This is a genomic window from Bacteroides propionicifaciens DSM 19291 = JCM 14649 (genome assembly GCF_000375405.1).
In the GTDB taxonomy this organism is placed as follows: domain Bacteria; phylum Bacteroidota; class Bacteroidia; order Bacteroidales; family Bacteroidaceae; genus Bacteroides_E; species Bacteroides_E propionicifaciens.
Genome location: NZ_AQWS01000024.1, coordinates 1 through 20,438, shown reverse-complemented (window position 1 = coordinate 20,438; position 20,438 = coordinate 1). Strand labels below are relative to the sequence as shown.

At 39.2% G+C, this 20,438-nt stretch carries 14 protein-coding genes; 11 read left to right on the top strand and 3 right to left on the bottom strand.

The features are described from left to right. The first annotated feature begins 235 nt into the window (after window positions 1–235). From B091_RS0108350 to rodA, 11 genes are all read left to right on the top strand, one after another. Window positions 236–1,468 (top strand): site-specific integrase, encoded by a 1,233-nt coding sequence (locus tag B091_RS0108350; RefSeq protein WP_018109551.1) that lies wholly within the window; start codon window positions 236–238, stop codon window positions 1,466–1,468. Between the two features lie 281 nt (window positions 1,469–1,749). Then, window positions 1,750–2,967, top strand: a complete 1,218-nt coding sequence (mobV, locus tag B091_RS12360; protein WP_018109550.1) for a MobV family relaxase — start codon at window positions 1,750–1,752, stop codon at window positions 2,965–2,967. 132 nt (window positions 2,968–3,099) lie between these two features. Next, window positions 3,100–4,626: a leucine-rich repeat domain-containing protein gene (locus tag B091_RS0108340; protein ID WP_018109549.1), complete on the top strand. Its 1,527-nt coding sequence runs from the start codon at window positions 3,100–3,102 to the stop codon at window positions 4,624–4,626. A 651-nt stretch (window positions 4,627–5,277) separates the two neighbouring features. Beyond that, on the top strand, window positions 5,278–7,233 hold the full coding sequence (abc-f, locus tag B091_RS0108335) for a ribosomal protection-like ABC-F family protein (RefSeq protein ID WP_018109548.1): 1,956 nt from the start codon (window positions 5,278–5,280) through the stop codon (window positions 7,231–7,233). 19 nt (window positions 7,234–7,252) lie between these two features. Next, window positions 7,253–9,289: a M13 family metallopeptidase gene (locus B091_RS0108330; protein ID WP_025069598.1), complete on the top strand. Its 2,037-nt coding sequence runs from the start codon at window positions 7,253–7,255 to the stop codon at window positions 9,287–9,289. A 142-nt stretch (window positions 9,290–9,431) separates the two neighbouring features. Next, window positions 9,432–10,955: a bifunctional phosphoribosylaminoimidazolecarboxamide formyltransferase/IMP cyclohydrolase gene (gene purH, locus B091_RS0108325; RefSeq protein WP_018109546.1), complete on the top strand. Its 1,524-nt coding sequence runs from the start codon at window positions 9,432–9,434 to the stop codon at window positions 10,953–10,955. A 32-nt stretch (window positions 10,956–10,987) separates the two neighbouring features. Beyond that, complete coding sequence (locus tag B091_RS0108320) at window positions 10,988–12,007, top strand: rod shape-determining protein (RefSeq protein WP_018109545.1); 1,020 nt, start codon at window positions 10,988–10,990, stop codon at window positions 12,005–12,007. 58 nt (window positions 12,008–12,065) lie between these two features. Beyond that, a complete protein-coding gene (gene mreC / locus B091_RS0108315; RefSeq protein WP_018109544.1) occupies window positions 12,066–12,899 on the top strand; it encodes a rod shape-determining protein MreC in 834 nt (277 codons plus the stop codon). Between the two features lies 1 nt (window position 12,900). Then, window positions 12,901–13,407, top strand: coding sequence for a hypothetical protein (locus B091_RS0108310; protein ID WP_018109543.1), 507 nt, complete (start codon window positions 12,901–12,903; stop codon window positions 13,405–13,407). After that, the gene (gene mrdA, locus B091_RS0108305; RefSeq protein ID WP_018109542.1) at window positions 13,407–15,269 is read left to right on the top strand and encodes a penicillin-binding protein 2; all 1,863 of its coding nucleotides are present in this window, start codon (window positions 13,407–13,409) and stop codon (window positions 15,267–15,269) included. Before B091_RS0108310 ends, mrdA begins: the two co-directional genes overlap by 1 nt. After that, entirely contained in the window at window positions 15,250–16,713 is a 1,464-nt protein-coding gene (rodA, locus tag B091_RS0108300) for a rod shape-determining protein RodA (RefSeq protein ID WP_018109541.1), read from the top strand. Before mrdA ends, rodA begins: the two co-directional genes overlap by 20 nt. Here rodA and B091_RS0108295 read toward each other — a convergent pair. The 3 genes from B091_RS0108295 to B091_RS0108285 are packed head-to-tail and all read right to left on the bottom strand — an operon-like array spanning window position 16,652 to window position 19,622. Then, complete coding sequence (locus B091_RS0108295; protein WP_026166350.1) at window positions 16,652–17,161, bottom strand: gliding motility lipoprotein GldH; 510 nt, start codon at window positions 17,159–17,161, stop codon at window positions 16,652–16,654. The two genes, rodA and B091_RS0108295, sit on opposite strands and share 62 nt — an antisense overlap. Next, entirely contained in the window at window positions 17,148–18,500 is a 1,353-nt protein-coding gene (locus B091_RS0108290) for a PSP1 domain-containing protein (RefSeq protein WP_018109540.1), read from the bottom strand. Before B091_RS0108290 ends, B091_RS0108295 begins: the two co-directional genes overlap by 14 nt. Window positions 18,501–18,512: 12 nt before the next feature. After that, window positions 18,513–19,622 carry a DNA polymerase III subunit gene (locus B091_RS0108285; RefSeq protein ID WP_018109539.1) on the bottom strand — a complete coding sequence of 370 codons (1,110 nt, stop codon included), beginning with the start codon at window positions 19,620–19,622 and terminating at the stop codon, window positions 18,513–18,515. Between the last annotated feature and the right edge of the window lie 816 nt (window positions 19,623–20,438).

The following is a 20,438-nucleotide window of genomic DNA, read 5'->3' as shown; positions in this document are numbered from 1 at the left end:
CAGAGTGTAGCGAATTAGCTGACAGAGCGTTCGTTACACTCTGTTTTGCATTGTATTGCAACAAGCGAAAAAACAGAATTAAGCAGAACACAGCAGTAGTTCCGTTACCATCTCGTTACTTGGTAATAAACGAATATTTCTTGCTAATCGGTTTTATTCAGTGATTTGCGTGATTTTTCATACCGTCAGATAACTCAATGATAACTAATTTTGTAACCAGTAAAAGCATTGAGTTATGAGGTCAACATTCAAAGTATTATTTTACGTAAAGAAAGGCAGCGAGAAACCAAACGGAAACCTGCCTTTGATGTGCCGAATCACAGTGGACGGCGAAGTTAAACAGTTCAGCTGCAAAATGGACGTTCCTCTCCACTTATGGGATGTGAAGAACAACCGGGCATCGGGAAAGAGTGCCGAAGCGCACAAAATCAATCACGCTATCGACAGAATCCGTGTGGACGTAAACCGCCGTTATCAGGAGCTGATGCAGACGGACGGATACGTTACCGCCGAAAAGCTAAAAAACGCCTATCTCGGTATCGGCATCAAGCAGGAAACGTTATTGAAGTTATTTGAGCAGCACAACGCCGAGTTCGAGAAGAAAGTAGGTTATAGCCGGGCGCAGGGTACTTTCGCCCGATACCGCACCGTATGCAAGCATATACGGGAGTTTCTCCCCTTTACCTACCACAGGGAGGATATACCGCTAAAGGAGCTCAACCTTACCTTTATCAACGATTTCGAATACTACCTGCGGGAGGAGAAGAAATGCCGTACCAATACCGTGTGGGGATATATGATTGTATTGAAGCATATAATCTCTATTGCCCGGAATACAGGCTTATTGCCGTTCAACCCCTTTGCGGGCTATATCAATAGCTCCGAAAGTGTAGATAGGGGTTATCTTACAGAAGAAGAAATACAAACGCTTATAGAGGCTCCGATGAAAAACCAAACATACGAACTGGTGCGCGACCTCTTCGTTTTTTCTGTTTTCACCGGATTGTCGTATGCGGATGTGAAAAAACTTACCACCGACAACCTGCAAACGTTTTTCGACGGTAACCTGTGGATCATCACCCGCAGGCGCAAGACCAACACCGATTCCAATATCCGTCTGTTGGACGTTCCCAAGCGGATAATAGAGAAATACAAAGGTTTAACCGGGGATAACCGTGTATTTCCTGTTCCGAGCAACAGCAGTTGTAACGAGAAGCTGAAAAAGATAGGCAAACAGTGCGGCATCAAGACTCGCCTGACCTATCACGTTGCAAGACATTCCGCGGCAACGACTATCCTGTTATCGCACGGAGTACCCATTGAAACCGTGAGCCGTATTCTTGGACACACGAATATTAAGACCACGCAGATATACGCCCGGATAACCAATCAGAAGATAAGCCGGGATATGGAAACCCTTTCTCAAAAGTTGGAGGGCATGGAGAAGAATATCTGTGAAGCTATCTAAACCTGTCGACACACTGCACCCGCTATATTTAGTGTAGCAGGTGCGGTCACCAAAGGAAGTACCAATGCTGCTATCAGAGTTTAACCGCAGCGACCACAATGGGCTTTTTCAAAAAGCCATAGCTTATTAGGGCATTTTCTTAACGCATCCGTTTCACTCCTGCTAAAAATGCCCCAATAAGCCAAAGGGTAAACCCCTCTGGACACCCCGAAGCGGTCAGAGACCGCAACCGCACAAGGCGGTAATTACGGCAAATTATCAAACTTAAAATTTACCTTAATATGGGCTTTGCAGTCTTACATATACAGAAGCCGAAAGGGAACGACAGCGGAACGACCGCTCACATTGAGCGGACGGTTAATCCTGCCAACGCCGATCCTGAACGCACACATCTTAACCGGGAGTTTGTCGATTTTCCGGACGGAGTAGAGAACCGCACGCAAGCTATACAACACCGTATCGAGAACGCAGGGATAAAGCGCAAGATAAGCCATAACCAAGTCCGAGCGTTACAGGTTATGCTCTCCGGCACACCCGAAGATATGCGGCGCATACAGTCAGAGGGCAAGCTCGATGAGTGGTGCAACGACAATATTAAATGGTTGCAGGATGCCTTCGGCAGGGATAATCTCGTTTCCGCCGTCCTGCACATGGATGAAAAGACACCCCATATTCACGCAACGGTAGTTCCTATCGTAACCGGTGAAAGAAGAAAAGCGGAAGCCGAGAAGAACAACGGTAAGAAGAAATGCCAGAAAAAGCCCAAAGATACTGTCCGACTCTGCGCCGATCATGTGATGACACGCGATAATCTGGAACGGTTTCAGGACACATATGCCGAGAAAATGCAGAAATATGACTTGAAGCGAGGTATCAAAGGCTCGAATGCAAGACATATCTCCACGCCTCAATATTACAGGGAGTTATTCGCCCAAAATGAAGACTTGAAAGAGAGCATCGGTTATCTCGAAGAAGAAAAGCAGGAAGTTTACGAGAAAGTAGGGGATATGTACGACCGTAAGGATGAAGCGCGGGAGAAGTTCCTCGATATGCACGATTACGCCCAGAATAAGGAAAAAGAAATCGCAGAAATGGAATCCCGCCTGAACCAACTCAAACGGGAGTATGAGCCATACGAGGCACAGGAAGATATAAACCTGCTGTTTAGCGTATTTCCGCATTTAAGCGAACGTTTGCGGATAGCGCAGCTATGCAAGGGTATTGGATTAACAATAGACGTCATTAAGCAGCTATTTAAGGGTGAAGCGGTATCGGTCACGGACAAACTCCATTCACCTGAACACAACCAATCATTCAGCGTACAGGATGCCAAATTACAGCTATTTAAGGAGAGCAAGGATTCTGACAGACTGAAACTATCTATTAACGGACAAAATATAATCGACTGGTTTAAACAAAAATATCAAGAAGTCCGGCAGGCGGTTAGACCGCATATTAAGCCCGCCGAACCCAAGCAAAAGAAAGGACAAGGAATATAAGCCCCCTGCAAAGCCAGAAGTAAGTAAAAGCAAAGGTTTTAAAAGATAATTATGGCTGGTTTACAGATATTTGCTAAATTTGGCTGAAAATAATGAGTTATAATATTGTTGAAGAATAAAGTAACCCACAGCATGGACAAGCACACTATTCATAATAACAGCAATACTTCTTTAGAACTATTGAGTATTCCTCGCGGATGCACATATCTTAATATTACAGGGCACTTGCCTGATGTAGGCTGGAAATCTCCATATACCTATTATCAGAAGCTATATCTATTTATGGATTTTTTTGATTCCATAAGAAAAGTCGAGATTGAAATCTTAGATATGAGCCGATACGAAAATGTGGAGGTTTTCAGTGACTCTTTTAAAAATTTACCAGATTTAAAGGTGATTATATTGCCTACTTCACTAAAAATGATGCCTAAGTTTGAGAATTGTCCTAATTTAATTAGAGTGTCCGGGGCGAACATAGAATTTATAGATGAGTATTGCTTTGTAAAATGTAGAAATTTGATTCATATAGATTTCGGGGCAAATATCAAACATATAAGAGCATTCGCTTTTGCAGGATCCGGAATAACTCACATAACTATTCCCGACAATAATGTCCATATCTACGAGCACGCATTTCAAAACTGCCACTATCTACGTACTATAACTCTACCTAACGATATAGACACACTAAAATCATATGTCTTTTTTAATTGCTTCAACTTATTAACTATTAATGGGGGCAAAAGCATAAACAAGATATATCCCACTACATTTCAAGGTTGCTCCAATTTAAGGCATCTCGAACTATTTTCGGATGAGATCAATGAATCTCATTTCAGATTACAAGATCATGAATTATCTTCTATAGGGATAGTTATTGTTTCTACCAATGAATTTGTTATTATTTGGGATATATGTAGTTACAGGTTCTATTATTCAGATATAGACTCCAATGCTTATAATGACAAGATTGTACGGTTTCAGATTGTTGAGGAGATAAATATGCACAGTAATGAGAATAAGGAAATTACGTTGTCTCACCGATATAAAGCCAAAGACATTACTATTGTCAATACAGAGGAAGAACTGCCTTATCTTGAAGATAACAAGAAATGCGCTATGCTTTATTATCTAAAACAATTACACATGCATAATATTCCTATTCAAGAAACAATTTTCAATACTACTAATTATGTGGATAGTTTAGATATACAGGAGGTTATAAATAATTACAGAACATCCATCCATGAGAATATAATAACTAAAGTCGGGGGAGATGATAGATATTATCAAGAAATAGATCGCAGAACAATAATAAGTGATGCATATATTGATTCATTACTCCCTCCTTTACATAGTACCTTTAGAGATAGTGGATATACCACATTCTCTTATATGTCGTCTGAAGAACGAAATCGTATTGAGGAAGAAGATGAAAACACGAAACAAAATGCATCAAAAACGTATGATAGAGTGAAACATATTGATACAATTGTTGATGATTATATCTCTACATTGATTAAGGCCAATATATATATCGAGACTTATCTTCACTTAAGAGAAGCGAGGCAAATAGCTAAGCATAATTGTTTTTCTAAAAATGCAGAAAAGGTAGTTATTAACTTAAATGAGATTTATAGATTTCGGTCTGGCTCTTAATTAAGAACCCATTGTCAGTTGTTCGCAAAAGTTTCATATTTCTCAAAAGTAAATAAAATAAAACAATTCAGCATACCGAAACAAATATTGGCACGAGAGAATAATCATTTTTATCTGAACACAAAGATATATTCCAAGAATAAAACGTCAAGGCTAAAATGAATTTTATCAAAAATCCTCCTTTCTCGTTCCTCGAAAGAGTATTTCCGATAAAAGCCTTGCCTTATTCATTCTTTCCATAGGAGAGGTGTTTATCAAATAAAAAATATATGTATTGGTTTCAAAAATAATGCGTACTTTTGGCGTGAGTTATTTGACTGTATAGCACCACAATTCGCTGAAATACGCACGGTTACTAAATCGTTACTTTTGAAATTCAAAAACTCTGCGAAAGGTTTATTCTTCAATCGGTTAAGTCAAACTGATGAAAATCTAAAATATAATAAATTGAAGAGGGGAGCTAAAGCTCCTCTCTTTTTATATGCATATACACCATTAAAACGAGTAGCAGCTTTGCCCCTTGCGAGTAGGTTAGAGCAAGCAAACGAGTAGCTTATTTTGTTGAATTAGAAATTAAGGTAAATTTAATTTCAGTTGTTTAGAATTGACTACCTTTGTAATTATATAAAACTGTCGTAAAAGAGTAATAACGTGATATCTGTAGAAAACTTAAAAGTCGAATTTAATGCCATACCTCTCTTTGAGGATGTATCTTTTGTTGTCAATAACAAAGAAAGAATAGCCCTAGTGGGAAAGAATGGAGCTGGAAAATCAACCATGCTCAAAATTATCGCTGGTCAACAAACCCCCACTGGAGGTTCTGTGGCTAGCCCTAAGGAGGTCACTATTGGCTATCTTCCACAGGTTATGGTTTTGGCTGAAGACAAAACTGTGCGTCAGGAGGCTGAAATGGCTTTTGAACAGATGTCTTATCTACAAGATCTACTAGCCAAAATGACTATTGAAATGACCGAGCGTACCGACTACGAGTCGGAGTCATACCATGACCTAATCGATCGGTTTACCCGTGAGAACGACCGCTTCTTAATGCTTGGCGGAACAAACTACCATGCTGAAGTCGAGCGTACGTTGCTTGGTCTTGGATTTTCTCGTGAAGACTTCGGGCGTCCCACAAAAGAGTTTAGTGGAGGTTGGCGAATGCGTATTGAGTTGGCAAAGCTTTTACTTCAAAAGCCAGACGTATTATTACTCGATGAGCCTACCAATCACCTTGACATAGAGTCTATCCAGTGGCTCGAAAACTTTTTGAGAACTCAAGCTAATGCTGTTATTTTAGTAAGTCACGACCGTGCCTTTATAAATAATGTAACCAATCGTACCATTGAGATTAGCTGTGGACATATATATGACTATAAGGTGAAGTACGACGAATTTATGGTACTTCGTAAGGATAGACGAGAGCAACAGCTTCGAGCCTACGAGAACCAACAAAAACAAATTCAAGAAACCGAAGACTTTATTGAGCGTTTTCGCTATCAAGCCACAAAGGCGATACAGGTTCAAAGTAGAATCAAACAATTAGAAAAAGTTAATCGCATCGAGATTGACGATGAAGATACGGCTATGTTGCGTTTGAAGTTTCCACCAGCTCCGCGGAGTGGGAGTTACCCCGTAATTAGCAAAGATGTAAAGAAGGCATATGGCAATCATCTCGTGTTTGATCATGTTGATTTGGTTATTGAGCGTGGCGATAAAGTGGCTTTTGTAGGAAAAAATGGCGAAGGGAAATCCACCCTTGTCAAATGTATATTAGAGCAAATTGATTTTGAAGGCGAATTAAAGTTAGGACATAATGTTCAGATTGGATATTTTGCTCAAAATCAGGCACAGCTTCTAGCAGACGACTTAACCGTATTCGACACCATTGATCGGGTAGCTGTAGGTGATATTCGGACTAAAATTCGTGACCTGCTTGGTGCCTTTATGTTTGGAGGAGAAGCAAGTGATAAAAAAGTCAAGGTGTTGTCGGGTGGTGAGAGAAGCCGTTTGGCTATGATAAAACTGCTCCTAGAGCCAGTTAACTTCTTAATTCTGGATGAGCCTACCAATCACTTAGACATGCGTTCAAAAGATGTTCTTAAAGAGGCCATACTCGACTTTGATGGCACCGTTGTAGTTGTGAGTCACGACCGTGATTTTCTCGATGGCTTGGTAACTAAGGTCTACGAGTTTGGTGGAGGAAAAGTTAGAGAGCATTTGGGTGGTATTTACGATTTTCTACAAAAGAAAAATATTGATAACTTAAACGATCTACAAGCCGTTCGTCTATCGGCCTCACCAACAAAGTCTGCAGATGGCGAAACTACTCAAGAGCTAAGTGAGACAAAACTCTCTTACGAAGCTCAAAAAGAACTCAACCGCAGACTCCGAAAGATTGAGCGTGACATCAAGGAGTGTGAGAAGAAAATCGAAAAACTTGAAGTCAAAAAAGCTGAGATTGAAACCGTTTTGGCTACACCTCAGGGTGCTTCCGATGTCTCGGTCTATGAGAAATACGAAAAGAATAAACAAGATATTAATGAGATTATGGCTCAGTGGGAAACCTTACTAATGGAACACGAAGAGCTTGAGGCCCAAAAATATTAATCACTAATAACTCAATAATATGAAGTTCAAAAACTGTATCCCCCTTTTTGCTGCATGCTTTATGGCAGCCAGTTGTGGTTCGAACTCTGGTCAAAAAAGCTTGACTTCTGGTGTTCACCCTGAGAATCTTGATACCACGGTTCCTGCTGGAACAAGTTTTTATGATTACGCTTGTGGTGGTTGGATGGCTAGTAATCCGTTGCCTCCAGAATATTCTCGCTTTGGTTCATTCGATCTTTTGGCCGAGAATAACCGTGAGCAGGTCAAGGGTTTGATTGAAAAACTTGCTGCTACTCCGCACGCACAGGGTTCAATAGAGCAAAAAATCGGTGATCTTTATAGTATTGCTATGGATAGTGTGGCTCTGAATGCTGGAGGTGCCAATCCAATTAAAGCAGATCTAGAGCGTATCGCTCAAATCAAAAACAATCAGGAGTTGACTGCTGAATTGGCTCGCTTGAACCAATACGGTCTGTTCCCTTATTTCGCATTATACGTTGGTGCCGATGATAAAAATAGTGTGATGAATATTGTTCACTCTTATCAATCGGGTTTAGGTATGGGTCAACGCGACTACTATCTTGCTTCTGATGAGGCTACAAAGACTATTCGTGAAGCTTATAAAAAGCATATTGCATCCATGTTCGAATTAGCCGGTTTTAGTGCTGAGCAAGCTAAGAAATCTGCTGCAGATGTATATGAGGTAGAGCATCAATTGGCCGAATCATTCTTATCTCCAGTTGAGCTAAGAGATCCTCATGCCAACTATAACATTACCACGATTGATGAGTTACAAACTAAATACGATGCCATTTCTTGGGAAACCTTGTTGACCGATAGTGGTTTTGAAGGCATTGAAACTATTGACGTTGGTCAACCTAAGGCTTTAGAAGCTGCTAATGCATTATTGAAAAAACTCCCTCTAGATAAGCATAAAGCTTATTTGGAATGGAATGTCATCAATTCGGCTGCTTCGTTCTTAAGTGATGATTTCAATAATCAAAACTTCGAATTTTATGGCAAAATAATGTCAGGTACAGAGAAGATGCAACCTCGCTGGAAGCGTGCTGTTAGTACAGTTAACGGTTCTTTGGGTGAAGCTGTAGGACAAATGTATGTTGAGGCCTACTTCCCACCAGCAGCCAAACAACGTATGGTTGACTTGGTTTCTAACCTACAGACAGCTTTAGGAGAGCGTATCAACGGACTCGACTGGATGGGTGAAGAGACTAAGGTTAAAGCCTTAGAAAAATTAAATACTTTCCACGTAAAGATTGGATACCCCGACAAATGGAAAGATTTCTCTACTTTGCCTATCGAAAAAGATAGCTATTGGGATAATATAAAACGTGCAAATGCTTGGGAACATAAAGAGATGGTTGCTAAAGCGGGTAAGCCTGTTGATAAAGACGAATGGTTTATGAGCCCACAAACAGTCAATGCTTATTACAACCCAACTACAAACGAAATTTGTTTTCCTGCAGGAATTTTGCAATACCCATTCTTCGATATGGAAGCTGATGATGCATTCAACTATGGAGCTATTGGTGTTGTTATTGGTCATGAAATGACACACGGATTTGATGACCAAGGACGTCAATATGACAAAGATGGTAACCTGAAAGATTGGTGGACCGAGGAAGACGGAAAAAACTTCGAAGCTCGTGCTAAGGTAATGGCCGACTTCTTCGATAACATCGAGGTTGCTCCAGGTGTATTTGCTAATGGTGAGTTCACTCTTGGTGAAAATATTGCCGATCATGGAGGTCTTCAGGTTTCGTACCAAGCTTTTAAAGAAGCTACCAAAAATCAGCCATTAGAAAGCAAAGATGGATTTACTCCAGAACAGCGATTCTTCTTGGCCTACGCCAATGTTTGGGCTGGTAATATCCGTCCTGAAGAGATTTTAAATCGTACCAAAACCGACCCACACTCATTGGGTAGATGGCGAGTAGACGGTGCACTGCCTCATATTGACAATTGGTATACAGCTTTTGGTATAACTGAAACAGATTCACTTTTTGTGCCAAAGGACAAACGAGTGTCTATTTGGTAATTAAGTATCCAATAATTTATAAAAAGACTCTTTTTTAAAATAGAAAAAGAGTCTTTTTTGTCAGTAAATCGTAAGCCCTTTATTACTCGTCATAAACAAATTTTCGTAACTTTGTAATTCAATCACCTAATTTGTAATTCTGATGTCTACGAACAAGAAAATTAAGAAAGCACTTATCTCGGTTTTTAATAAAAATGGACTCGACGTAATTTTGTCTCGACTTAATGATGAGGGAGTTAAATTTGTTTCAACTGGTGGTACTCGCCAATTTATTGAATCTTTAGGCTACAACTGCCAAGCGGTAGAGGACTTAACGCAGTACCCTTCAATTTTGGGAGGACGAGTGAAAACTTTGCACCCTAAAATATTTGGAGGAATCTTATCTCGAAGAGATTTCGAAAGTGATCAAGCTGAGTTGGCTCGCTACGAAATTGATGAGATAGATTTAGTTATAGTTGATCTTTACCCCTTTGAAGATACCGTTAAGTCTGGTGCTGATGAGGTTAGTTGTATTGAGAAAATTGACATAGGTGGAATTTCTTTAATTAGAGCTGCAGCAAAAAATTACAAAGATGTTGTTATTATCCCTTCTCAAGAACAGTATATGCCATTCTTGGATATGCTTACTGAGCATGGAGCAGTAACCTCATTGGAAGAGCGTCGTTGGTTGGCAAAACAAGCTTTTAAAGTTTCGTCATATTACGACTCCTCTATCTTCAACTATTTTGATGGTGAAGATAGTTCAGCCTTCCGTTGCGCTGCCGACACAATGAAGACTTTAAGATACGGTGAAAATCCGCACCAAAAAGCGGCTTTTTATGGTGATTTAGAATCAATGTTTGACCAAATTCATGGTAAGGAAATTAGTTATAATAACTTGCTCGACATCAATGCTGCTGTTGAGTTAATCGATGAATTCGAAGACTTAACTTTTGCAGTCTTAAAACATAATAATGCTTGTGGCATAGCTTCTCGATCTTCAGTGGTCGAAGCTTGGCAAACTGCATTGGCTTGTGATCCAGTTTCTGCCTTTGGTGGTGTACTGGTAACTAATGGTGTTGTTGATAAAGCTACGGCTTTAGAGATTGATAAAATATTTTTCGAGGTCATTATTGCTCCCGACTACGATGTGGATGCTCTTGAGATTCTAGGTCATAAAAAGAATCGTATAATTCTTGTTCGAAAAGATATAAGCCTGCCCAAAAAACAATTTCGTTCCGTACTCAATGGAGTATTGGTTCAAGAAAAAGATTTGAAGGTTGAGGTTCTAGATGATTTAAAAGTGGTGACTGAAGCTGAGCCTACGGATTCTCAGCTATTGGATTTGCTCTTTGCCAATAAAGTGGTAAAAAACAGTAAATCAAATGCTATTGTTTTAGCTAAAGATCAACAGTTATTTGCTAGTGGGGTTGGTCAAACCTCACGTGTTGATGCCTTAAAGCAGGCAATTGAAAAAGCTAAAGCTTTTGGCTTTGACCTAAATGGTGCTGTAATGGCTTCTGATGCATTCTTCCCTTTTGCCGACTGTGTCGAGCTTGCTGGAGATGAAGGAATAAAAGCGGTAATCCAACCGGGAGGCTCTATACGTGACCAAGAGTCTTTTGACTATTGCAATGCAAATGGAATGTCTATGGTGATAACTGGTTTTAGACATTTCAAGCATTAATATTTTTACTAATTAAGGATTAAAGAATTTTTATGGGAATATTTTCTTTTACTCAAGAAATAGCTATGGATCTTGGAACAGCAAATACCATTATTATAAGTAATGGTAAGGTTGTTGTTGATGAGCCCTCTGTAGTAGCCCTTGACCGCAGAACAAACAAGATGATTGCGGTTGGGAACAAGGCGAAGATGATGCATGAAAAGACGCATGACAATATTCGAACAGTCCGCCCTCTTAAAGATGGTGTGATTGCCGACTTTGATGCTTGCGAAAAGATGATAAGTGGAATGATGGCTATGGTAAACCCTGGTCGCCGCTTGTTTCGTCCGAGCTTGAGAATGGTTATTGGTGTTCCTTCAGGTAGTACTGATGTGGAGCTAAGAGCTGTGCACGATTCTGCTGAAAGAGCCAACGGTCGTGAAGTATATCTACTTTTTGAACCTATGGCAGCTGCTATAGGTGTGGGTATTGATGTTGAGTTGCCCGAAGGTAACATGATTGTTGATATAGGTGGTGGTTCTACAGAAATTGCTGTAATCTCACTTGGTGGTATTGTCTCGAACAGCTCCATTCGTGTTGCTGGCGATGACCTGACTACCGATATTCAAGAATACATGAATAGACAACACAATGTTAAGGTGAGTGAGCGTATGGCCGAACGTATTAAAATTCATGTGGGTGCTGCTTTGCCTGATCTAGGCGAGAATGCTCCTGTAGATTATATCGTACACGGTCCAAACCGTATTACTGCTTTACCTATGGAGGTACCCGTTAGTTACCAGGAGGTTGCACACTGTCTAGATAAAACAATTTCTAAGATTGAAGCGGCTATTCTTAATGCACTCGAGAACACTCCTCCTGAGCTTTATGCAGATATCGTTCAGAATGGTATTTATCTTACGGGTGGTGGAGCTTTGCTTAGAGGTTTAGATAAGAGGTTGAACGACAAGTTTAATATACCTTTTCAAGTTGCTGAAGATCCCCTACACTCTGTAGCTATGGGAACTGGTATAGCACTTAAGAATGTTGATAAATTCTCGTTCTTGTTTTAAAACGAGTTTCTAACCAAGAATTTTAGTAGAGTTCAAAACCTATACTACATAAGTGTAAATGCGCAAACTATTACAGTTTCTACATCAATATAATTACTGGTTCCTCTTTATTATTTTAGAGGTAACCAGTTTTATTTTGATTTTTAAGTACAATAACTACCAACACAGTGTTTATCTGACTTCAGCCAACACTGCAACAGGCAAAATGTACGAATGGAAATCAACAGTGACTTCTTATTTTCACCTTAAATCTATAAATGAAGATTTACTTGATAGGAATATTGAGCTCGAAAAGAAAATAGCCAATTTACAGGCAACTATTCGTGAGGAATATTCTCTTGAAGAGGATCATCGTTTGCTTGATGATGTAGTAACTTCCAAGTATAAGTTTTTTAAAGCCCATGTGGTTCAAAATAGCTTGAACAGCGCTAATAACTTTATAACCTTAGACAAAGGCTCCTTAGATGGCATTCGTCCAGAAATGGGAGTCATTGACGGTAATGGGGTAGTTGGCATTGTTTATAAAACATCACCACACTATTCGTGGGTGATGTCACTTCTAAACACTAAGAGTAACATAAGCTGTAAGATCGCAGGCAATAACTATTTTGGAAATCTAACTTGGGAGTATGGAGATGTGGGCTATGCCTATCTTCGAGATTTACCCCGCCATGCCACCTTTAGCTTAGGAGATACTATCGTAACTAGTGGATTCTCTGCTATTTTCCCTGAAGGCATATTGGTAGGGACCATAGATGATATGAGTGATATTGATGATGGATTTTCGTTTTATCTCAAAGTGAAGTTATCGGTTGACTTTGGTAAACTCGATGGTGTGAGAGTGATTGAGAATGAAGATTTGATGGAACGTAAACAATTAGGAGAAGACTAAAATGGCCGCACGATATATAAATTACATCCTTTGGTTTTTTGGGCTATTGATTGTTCAAGTATTGCTTTTGAATAATGTTTTGGTTTTTGGCTATGCTACCCCTTATCTTTATATTTACTTGCTGTTTTTTATGGATTCCTCTTTGGTATCTAGGAATCAGCTGATGGTTTGGGCATTCTTTTTGGGATTAGGTGTCGATATAGGTTCAAATACGTTGGGTATGAATGCAGCTGCAGCCGTACTATTGGCTTTTTCAAGACCAATGCTTATTAGTATGTTTTGTCAAGTCAACGACGACGCTAATAACTTCAGACCATCAATTCGTAATATGGGAGTTGCAGGTTATCTGAAATATTTATCACTAGGAGTGTTAATTCATCATATAGCTCTTCTTTCAATAGAGTTTTTTAAAATTAGTTCATTATCCATGCTTTCGCTGCGCATCATAGGTAGTGCTATACTTACCACTATTTGTATCTTTGCAATCGAAAGAATACGCAATAATTAATGTCAAAGCACCAATACCAAAATAGAAAATTCGTGATAGCAGGTATCGCGATAGGTATTGTTCTTGTTTTTATCATTCAACTTTTTTCACTTCAAGTAGCTACAGATCGTTATAAAAAGAATGCTGACAGTAATGCCTTCCTTAAAAAAACGATTTATCCCTCTAGAGGTGCAATATATGATAGAAACGGAGAACTACTTGTCTTCAATGAGCCCTCCTATGATGTTGCTATTATTCCTCGTGAGATTGTAGATCTAGACACGCTGGATTTGTGCAGTACCTTGTCAATTACTAAAGAGTACTTTGATGAACGTGTAGCTAAAATGAAAGATAGAAGGTTGAATCCTGGGTATTCTGTTTTTACCCCACAACTATTTATGACTCAGCTAACGGTCGAAGAGTCGGCTGTTTTTCAAGAAAAACTATTTAAATTTCCTGGCTTTTACATCCAACGACGAGATACTCGTAAATATGCCCATAATTCAGCAGCTCATGCACTAGGGGATATTGGAGAGGTTTCTAAGCGTGATATTGCTAACGATGATTATTATACTCGAGGTGATTATATAGGTCGTCAAGGTGTAGAGCGATCTTATGAAAAGCAGTTACGGGGGACCAAAGGTTTAGAGGTGTTACTTCGTGATGCTCACGGACGTATTCAAGGAAAATATAAAGGAGGAGAGCTTGATATTAAGGCTGCTCCAGGAAAAGACTTAACCTTGAGTCTTGATATAGAATTGCAAATGTTTGGAGAGAAGCTGATGCAAGGTAAGTTGGGGAGTATTGTTGCAATAGAACCCTCGACTGGTGAAATTTTATGTCTGGTTTCGTCTCCTTCTTTTGATCCTTCATCAATGGTGGGCCGTAAGCGTGGAATAAGCCATCGTGATCTTCAGCGTGACCCAACCAAGCCACTTTTTAATCGTTCAATAATGGCGACTTATCCTCCAGCATCTGTTTTTAAGGTGGCACAAGGGGCTATATTTTTACAAGAAAACATTGTAGATGTCAATACAACTTTTCCTTGCTATCATGGCTTTGTAGTGCCAGGCTTGCGTGTTGGTTGCCATACTCATCCATCTCCTGTAGCTTTTAAAGGTGCAATATCGACCTCTTGTAACTCTTACTTTTGTTGGGGTCTCTATAAAATGATAGATAATCGAAAATATAAATCTCCAGCTGAAGCGCTTACCGTTTGGAAAGACCATATGGTCACAATGGGTTTTGGTTACGCTCTTGGTGTGGACTTACCTGGTGAGAAGAGAGGCTTAATTCCTAATGCTCAATTTTACGATAAAATATACGGTGAAGGTAAGTGGAACGGACTCCGTATTATTCATACAGCTATAGGACAGGGGGAAATCTTATTGACACCTATTCAAATAGCTAATTTAAGTGCTACCATAGCCAATCGCGGTCACTACTATGTACCCCATATTGTTAAGTCGGTCAAAAATGATACGATTAGCCAGCTATACCGCACACCAAAACAGACAAGCATTGATCCACACTACTACGATTATATTGTCGAGGGGATGCGTGGAGCTGTAATTGGTAGTCCCTATGGTAGTACTGCTCGAAGAGCAAATATTCCAGGCATTGAGGTTTGTGGTAAAACAGGTACTGCTCAAAATCGAGGTCGTGACCACTCCGTTTTTATGGGTTTTGCACCCATGAAGAATGCGGAAATAGCAATCTCGGTTTACGTCGAGCATGGAGGTTTTGGAGCTACTTCTGCTGTACCTATTGCAGCCTTAATGATAGAGAAATATTTAAACGGAACCATTGCTCAGGAACGCGACTATTTGGTTGACGAAATTAGTAAAACTAACTTAATCCCCTATGATCTCAAAAAGTACTAGTATTTGGAAAGCACTAGACTGGTGGACAGTTTTATTATATGTCCTATTGGTTGTATGTGGTTGGCTCAGTGTTTGTGGTGCTAGCTATGAATATGGAAACCCCGATTTTATCGATTATTCTACTCGTGCTGGTAAGCAACTTCTGTGGATAACTTGTTCTTTTGGATTGGCTTTTGTCCTTCTGATGCTTGATGATTCATTCTATCGGAACTTCTCCTATGTCTTTTACATTGGGATGATTCTGCTGATGATAGTCACCATCTTCGTGGCTCCTGATGTCAAAGGGTCGAGGTCCTGGCTTGTATTTGGTCCTATAAGTTTGCAGCCTGCCGAGTTTGGTAAGTTTGCTACAGCCTTGGCTTTAGCTAGGTTTATGAATAGTCGGACTTTCTCAATGAAGAAACTTGCCGATGTACTGATTTTAGCCTTGATTATTATTTTACCCATTGCTTTAATTATACTTCAAAAAGAGACGGGTTCAGCTTTAGTCTATTTTACCTTCTTTCTGATGTTATATCGTGAGGGGATGCCTGGCGTAGTCCTGTTTTTAGCAATAGCTTCCGTGCTCTACTTTATTGTTGGTATTCGGTTTGATGAAGAGTATTTTGCCAACTCAACCGTTTCGATAGGGGAGTTTAGTGTATTGGTTCTTTCACTGTTTTTTACGAGTTGTCTAGCTTGGGTCTTTCGTCGAAAGAAGTCAGTCTCACTTTTTATTCTTCTTGTTTCTACTTTTATTATAGGAGTTAGTTACTTGATTTCGAAATATCTTATTCCATTTAATTTTATATATTCCGTTTATCTATGTTGCTTGATTGCGATAACCTACTTGATTATCATCTCTATTAAGAGCCGTAAGTGGGGGTATAGTTTGATAGCCTTATTTTTGGTTGGTTCTATTAGTTTTTTATACTCGATAGATTACGTATTCGACAATGTGCTCGAATCTCATCAGCGTGTGCGTATTGAAATTGTTTTGGGTATGGATGAAGATCTATCGGGTGCGGGATATAACGTAAATCAATCTAAGATTGCAATTGGTTCAGGTGGGCTTACAGGTAAGGGCTTCCTTAATGGAACTCAGACGAAACTGAAGTATGTGCCCGAGCAAGATACTGACTTTATTTTCTGTACTGTGGGTGAGGAGCTTGGTTTTGTAGGCTCATCATTGATACTGCTCCTGTACTTGCTTTTGATCTTGCGTCTGATTGTTTTAGCCGAAAGACAGACTTCTACATTCTGTAGGGTCTATGGTTATTGTGTGTTGAGTATTTTCCTTTTCCATCTATTTATCAATATTGGGATGGTTTTAGGGCTAACTCCAGTAATTGGAATACCACTGCCATTTTTGAGTTATGGTGGGTCTTCTCTTTGGGGGTTTACTATTCTTCTGTTTGTTTTTCTTCGTTTGGATGCGGGTCGTGCGCATCGTCTGCATGGGTAACTCGTATACCAACATCCTCTATGCCTACAAGGGTTGAGTCATTCATCAGGTGATAAATATAAATTTGATTTGACTTGGCTTTCTGAGGTGTATTAATGGTTTTATAGCTCTTAGAGGTTTGATAGAGTTTACCCAACGTACTGCCTTTTGAGCGCCCATCAGAATGGGTAAGTGATAGCTTTAGTGTATCAACCTTATAATATGTAGAGTCGGATAGATTCTCTCTTATGGCTAGGTATAAATCACTGTATGGATATTCTGATGTAAATCTTACTTCAACCTGTAGAGCTGCATGCTCTGGAATATTTTGAATCTCATAAACTAAAGAATCAGTCTTACTCCAACTGCCTTGGCTTATGGAGTAAAACTGATGATAAGTTTTATAATCGCTACATGCTGAAATTAAGAATATAATTACAGATAGCAGGGTAAATTTACTTTTGCTCACTACTATTGTTGCTTCCTTCGTTTGTGTTTCGACCTCTTCGGTTATTTGGTCTTCTATATTTTCTTTTATGATTAGGAGCTTGAGCCTCTTTAGATGGATTGCTGTCTGCTTCTCTTTTAACAGGACGAGGTCTGTTGGGTCTGCGACGTTCTGTGTTTTGAGGTGCTACTTGCGCCTGATCTTTGCCTGATTCTTCTGTTTGTTTAGCTTCTCCTCTGCTGTTATTCTTTTGAATAACCTTTTTGTTGTTGCTCTTGCGTTTTCCTGCAGGCTTTTCTTTTTTACTTGGATCGAAGCGAGTTAAGCTCTCTTGGTCAAGTAAGTCTTTGGATTTGGATGTTGACTCCTCTTCCACAGGATCAATATTTAGAGCTGGTTTACGGCCTTTTTTGTTCTGATATATAATATCGAAAGCTTGTTGACCAGTTATGGTCACTAAGTTTTCAGGAGCATACTTGTGTGTAGAATAGCTAATCATTCCATTTAGAATATCGGCTTTGAAAAAGAAGTAATCCGCATCTTTAGTCTCAAGTACAACCTCGCGTGAAGGCATTTTACGTTGTGCTTCTACATAGGCATCTACCTCGTAGTTTAAACAGCACTTTAGCTTAGCACATTGGCCCGCTAGTTTTTGTGGGTTTAGTGAAATGTCTTGAATTCGTGCTGCATTGGTAGATACAGATATGAAGTTTCGCATCCACGAAGCACAGCAAAGTTCTCTACCACACGGGCCGATACCACCAATTCTACCTGCTTCTTGGCGTGCACCAATCTGCTTCATTTCAATTCGTATTCTGAATTCGCCAGCTAAGTCTTTTATCAGTTGTCTAAAATCGACACGGCCATCTGCAATATAGTAGAAAATAGCTTTGTTTCCATCTCCTTGATATTCGACATCACCAATTTTCATATCTAGGTTAAGTCGGGCAGCGATTTCTCTCGACTTGATCATGGTATTGTGTTCTTTAGCTTTTGCCTCTTCGTACTTTTCTAAATCTACAGGTTTAGCTATTCTGTAAATTCGCTTAACCTCTGCATTTGGATGTCCGTTAGCTTTTTTCATTTGTAGCTGAACAAGTTTTCCGGTCAGGGTAACAACGCCTATGTCGTGCCCAGGACTAGCTTCTACAGCCACGATGTCGCCTTTTCGAAGATCTATCTTATTACTGTTTTTATAATAATCCTTTCGGGTGTTTTTAAACTGAACTTCGACCATGTCTGAGTTTTCCGTATTTCCCGGAACGTCAGCCAGCCAATCGTAGGTATTAAGTTTGTTTGTAGGACGGGATACTCCTTTGTATGAGAGAGCTCCACTTCCATTATATAGCTTGAAATCCATAAATTAATTTTATTATTGTTTGATTTGAACAATCAATTTCAATGCTAAGTCAAAAAAGACCATCTTAGCATTGGCATTTTGTTCTATATGTTGTTGAGCCCGATTAAACTCTTTCATGATGTTGATGATGTTTCTTTCATTAATAAACGGAGAAAAGTTTTTAGAAAATCGCTTCTCTTCGTCGTTCATGTAGTTTAGCTCTGGCTTTTGTATATTATATATAAAGTTTTCTCGAATCATGTATTGACAATAGGTCAATAATTGTTTCTGCTTTTCGCGACCTAATGCAGCTACTTGCTCACTCCAAGCCTTAATTTCTTTGACCTTTTTGGCATAAGCATTTCGCATGATATTAATAAACAGCTCTAAAAATAAGCTTTTATCTTCATTCAATTGAATTTCAGCCAGTGCTTTATTTAAACTGCCCTCAGAAATATGTGCGATAGATTTACTAAGAGTTGGGTCGATACCGTAATTTTGTTGCAGGTAGCCTGCTATTTCCTCACTTTTTAGTTTCGGAATATCAATGCGTTGGGTTCTACTTAGTATAGTGGGGAGTAGTAGCTCAGGTTCTTGAGATACTAAAATAAAGATTGTATTCTTCGGAGGCTCTTCAAAAAGCTTGAGAAGCTTATTGGCACAAACCGTATGCATTTTTTCGGGTAGCCAGATAATGGTTGTTTTATATTTACCCTGGCTCGACTTGAAGGATAGCTTCTCCAGTAGCGATTCACTCTCTTTGGCATAAATTATTCCCTGAGCATTTTCGGCTTGAATATAATTCAACCATTGCTCTAACGTAAAATATGGGGTGCTTAAGACAAAGCGTCTCCAGTCTGCAAGATAATCATCGCATATTTTAGCTTTAATCACAGGAAATATAAAGTGTAAGTCGGGATGAATTAGTTTGTTGAATTTGATACAAGAGGGGCAAACTCTACAACTATCACTAGCGCCTGGATGTTCGCAATTGAGGTAGCGTGCGTAAGCGAGTGCTAACTCAAATGCACCGACCCCTTTGGCTGAGCAAAACAATTGGGTGTGTGCTACTCTTCCTTCCTTGTATTGGAGGAGAAGTTCTTGTTTAATTCTATCTTGACCTAAAATATCTTTGAAATACATAATTCTTGCGGGTGTGAGTCTGGATAAATTTGGTATGCTTAATGATCCAAATCTCAACAAAAATACTAAAATCCGTGAAGCTTCATAGGCAACTTAGTACTTAAATTATAATCTAAGCGGCTTTAAAGTGATTATTTATCAGTTCTAATTTTCTTTTGATCTTGTATTAGGTCAACATTCGAGTATCCTTTTGAGTTTTATTGTGACGATTTGGTTTTATCAAGTAGCATGTGCTAAATTCTTAATCAGGGTTTACAGTAAATTAAAATGAGCTACTGGTTTGTCCACTTCGACCTACTCGGAGCCCTCAAGGGAGTAGCTCATTTTAGATTTCCACCGTAGTGGTTTTACTGCACCAGTACAGTAATAAAATAAACTGTATATAATAAGGAGTAGTAAAAGAGCACCAGTAACTAGTCTGCAAACCATGTAAATTTATTTCACGTGTTAACGTGCGGGTTAATAGAGCTTTACTAAATAATAAACCAAAAGTCTTGTAAATTATGTTCTATATTACTTGCATTTGGCAATCCTATGCTATACTTTTGCACTCGCTTTGTAAGAGACAAGGCCTCGAGGTTAAGGCCACGAGAAAATGACATACTGGCAGAAAAGAAGTTTTTCGAATTTTAGGTTAGAAGCTTGCTAAAGCGAGTTTTATTTACTATATTAGTAAGCTGATCCGAAACGAAAAGAGTCAAGAAAAACTTTTTCAATTATTCTACTAAAACATTTGGATGATAAAAAGAAAAGGTTTACTTTTGCACTCGCTTCTGAAAAGTCAGGAGGTTTAAAAAGATAAGCGATCTTTGAAGA

Excerpts from the sequence above, each read along its gene's own strand:
- B091_RS0108350 (WP_018109551.1), top strand. The coding sequence starts at position 236 with ATGAGGTCAACATTCAAAGTATTATTTTACGTAAAGAAAGGCAGCGAG.
- mobV (WP_018109550.1), top strand. The coding sequence starts at position 1,750 with ATGGGCTTTGCAGTCTTACATATACAGAAGCCGAAAGGGAACGACAGC.
- B091_RS0108340 (WP_018109549.1), top strand. The coding sequence starts at position 3,100 with ATGGACAAGCACACTATTCATAATAACAGCAATACTTCTTTAGAACTA.
- B091_RS0108330 (WP_025069598.1), top strand. The coding sequence starts at position 7,253 with ATGAAGTTCAAAAACTGTATCCCCCTTTTTGCTGCATGCTTTATGGCA.
- purH (WP_018109546.1), top strand. The coding sequence starts at position 9,432 with ATGTCTACGAACAAGAAAATTAAGAAAGCACTTATCTCGGTTTTTAAT.
- B091_RS0108320 (WP_018109545.1), top strand. The coding sequence starts at position 10,988 with ATGGGAATATTTTCTTTTACTCAAGAAATAGCTATGGATCTTGGAACA.
- mreC (WP_018109544.1), top strand. The coding sequence starts at position 12,066 with ATGCGCAAACTATTACAGTTTCTACATCAATATAATTACTGGTTCCTC.
- B091_RS0108310 (WP_018109543.1), top strand. The coding sequence starts at position 12,901 with ATGGCCGCACGATATATAAATTACATCCTTTGGTTTTTTGGGCTATTG.
- mrdA (WP_018109542.1), top strand. The coding sequence starts at position 13,407 with ATGTCAAAGCACCAATACCAAAATAGAAAATTCGTGATAGCAGGTATC.
- rodA (WP_018109541.1), top strand. The coding sequence starts at position 15,250 with ATGATCTCAAAAAGTACTAGTATTTGGAAAGCACTAGACTGGTGGACA.
- B091_RS0108290 (WP_018109540.1), bottom strand. The coding sequence starts at position 18,500 with ATGGATTTCAAGCTATATAATGGAAGTGGAGCTCTCTCATACAAAGGA.
- B091_RS0108285 (WP_018109539.1), bottom strand. The coding sequence starts at position 19,622 with ATGTATTTCAAAGATATTTTAGGTCAAGATAGAATTAAACAAGAACTT.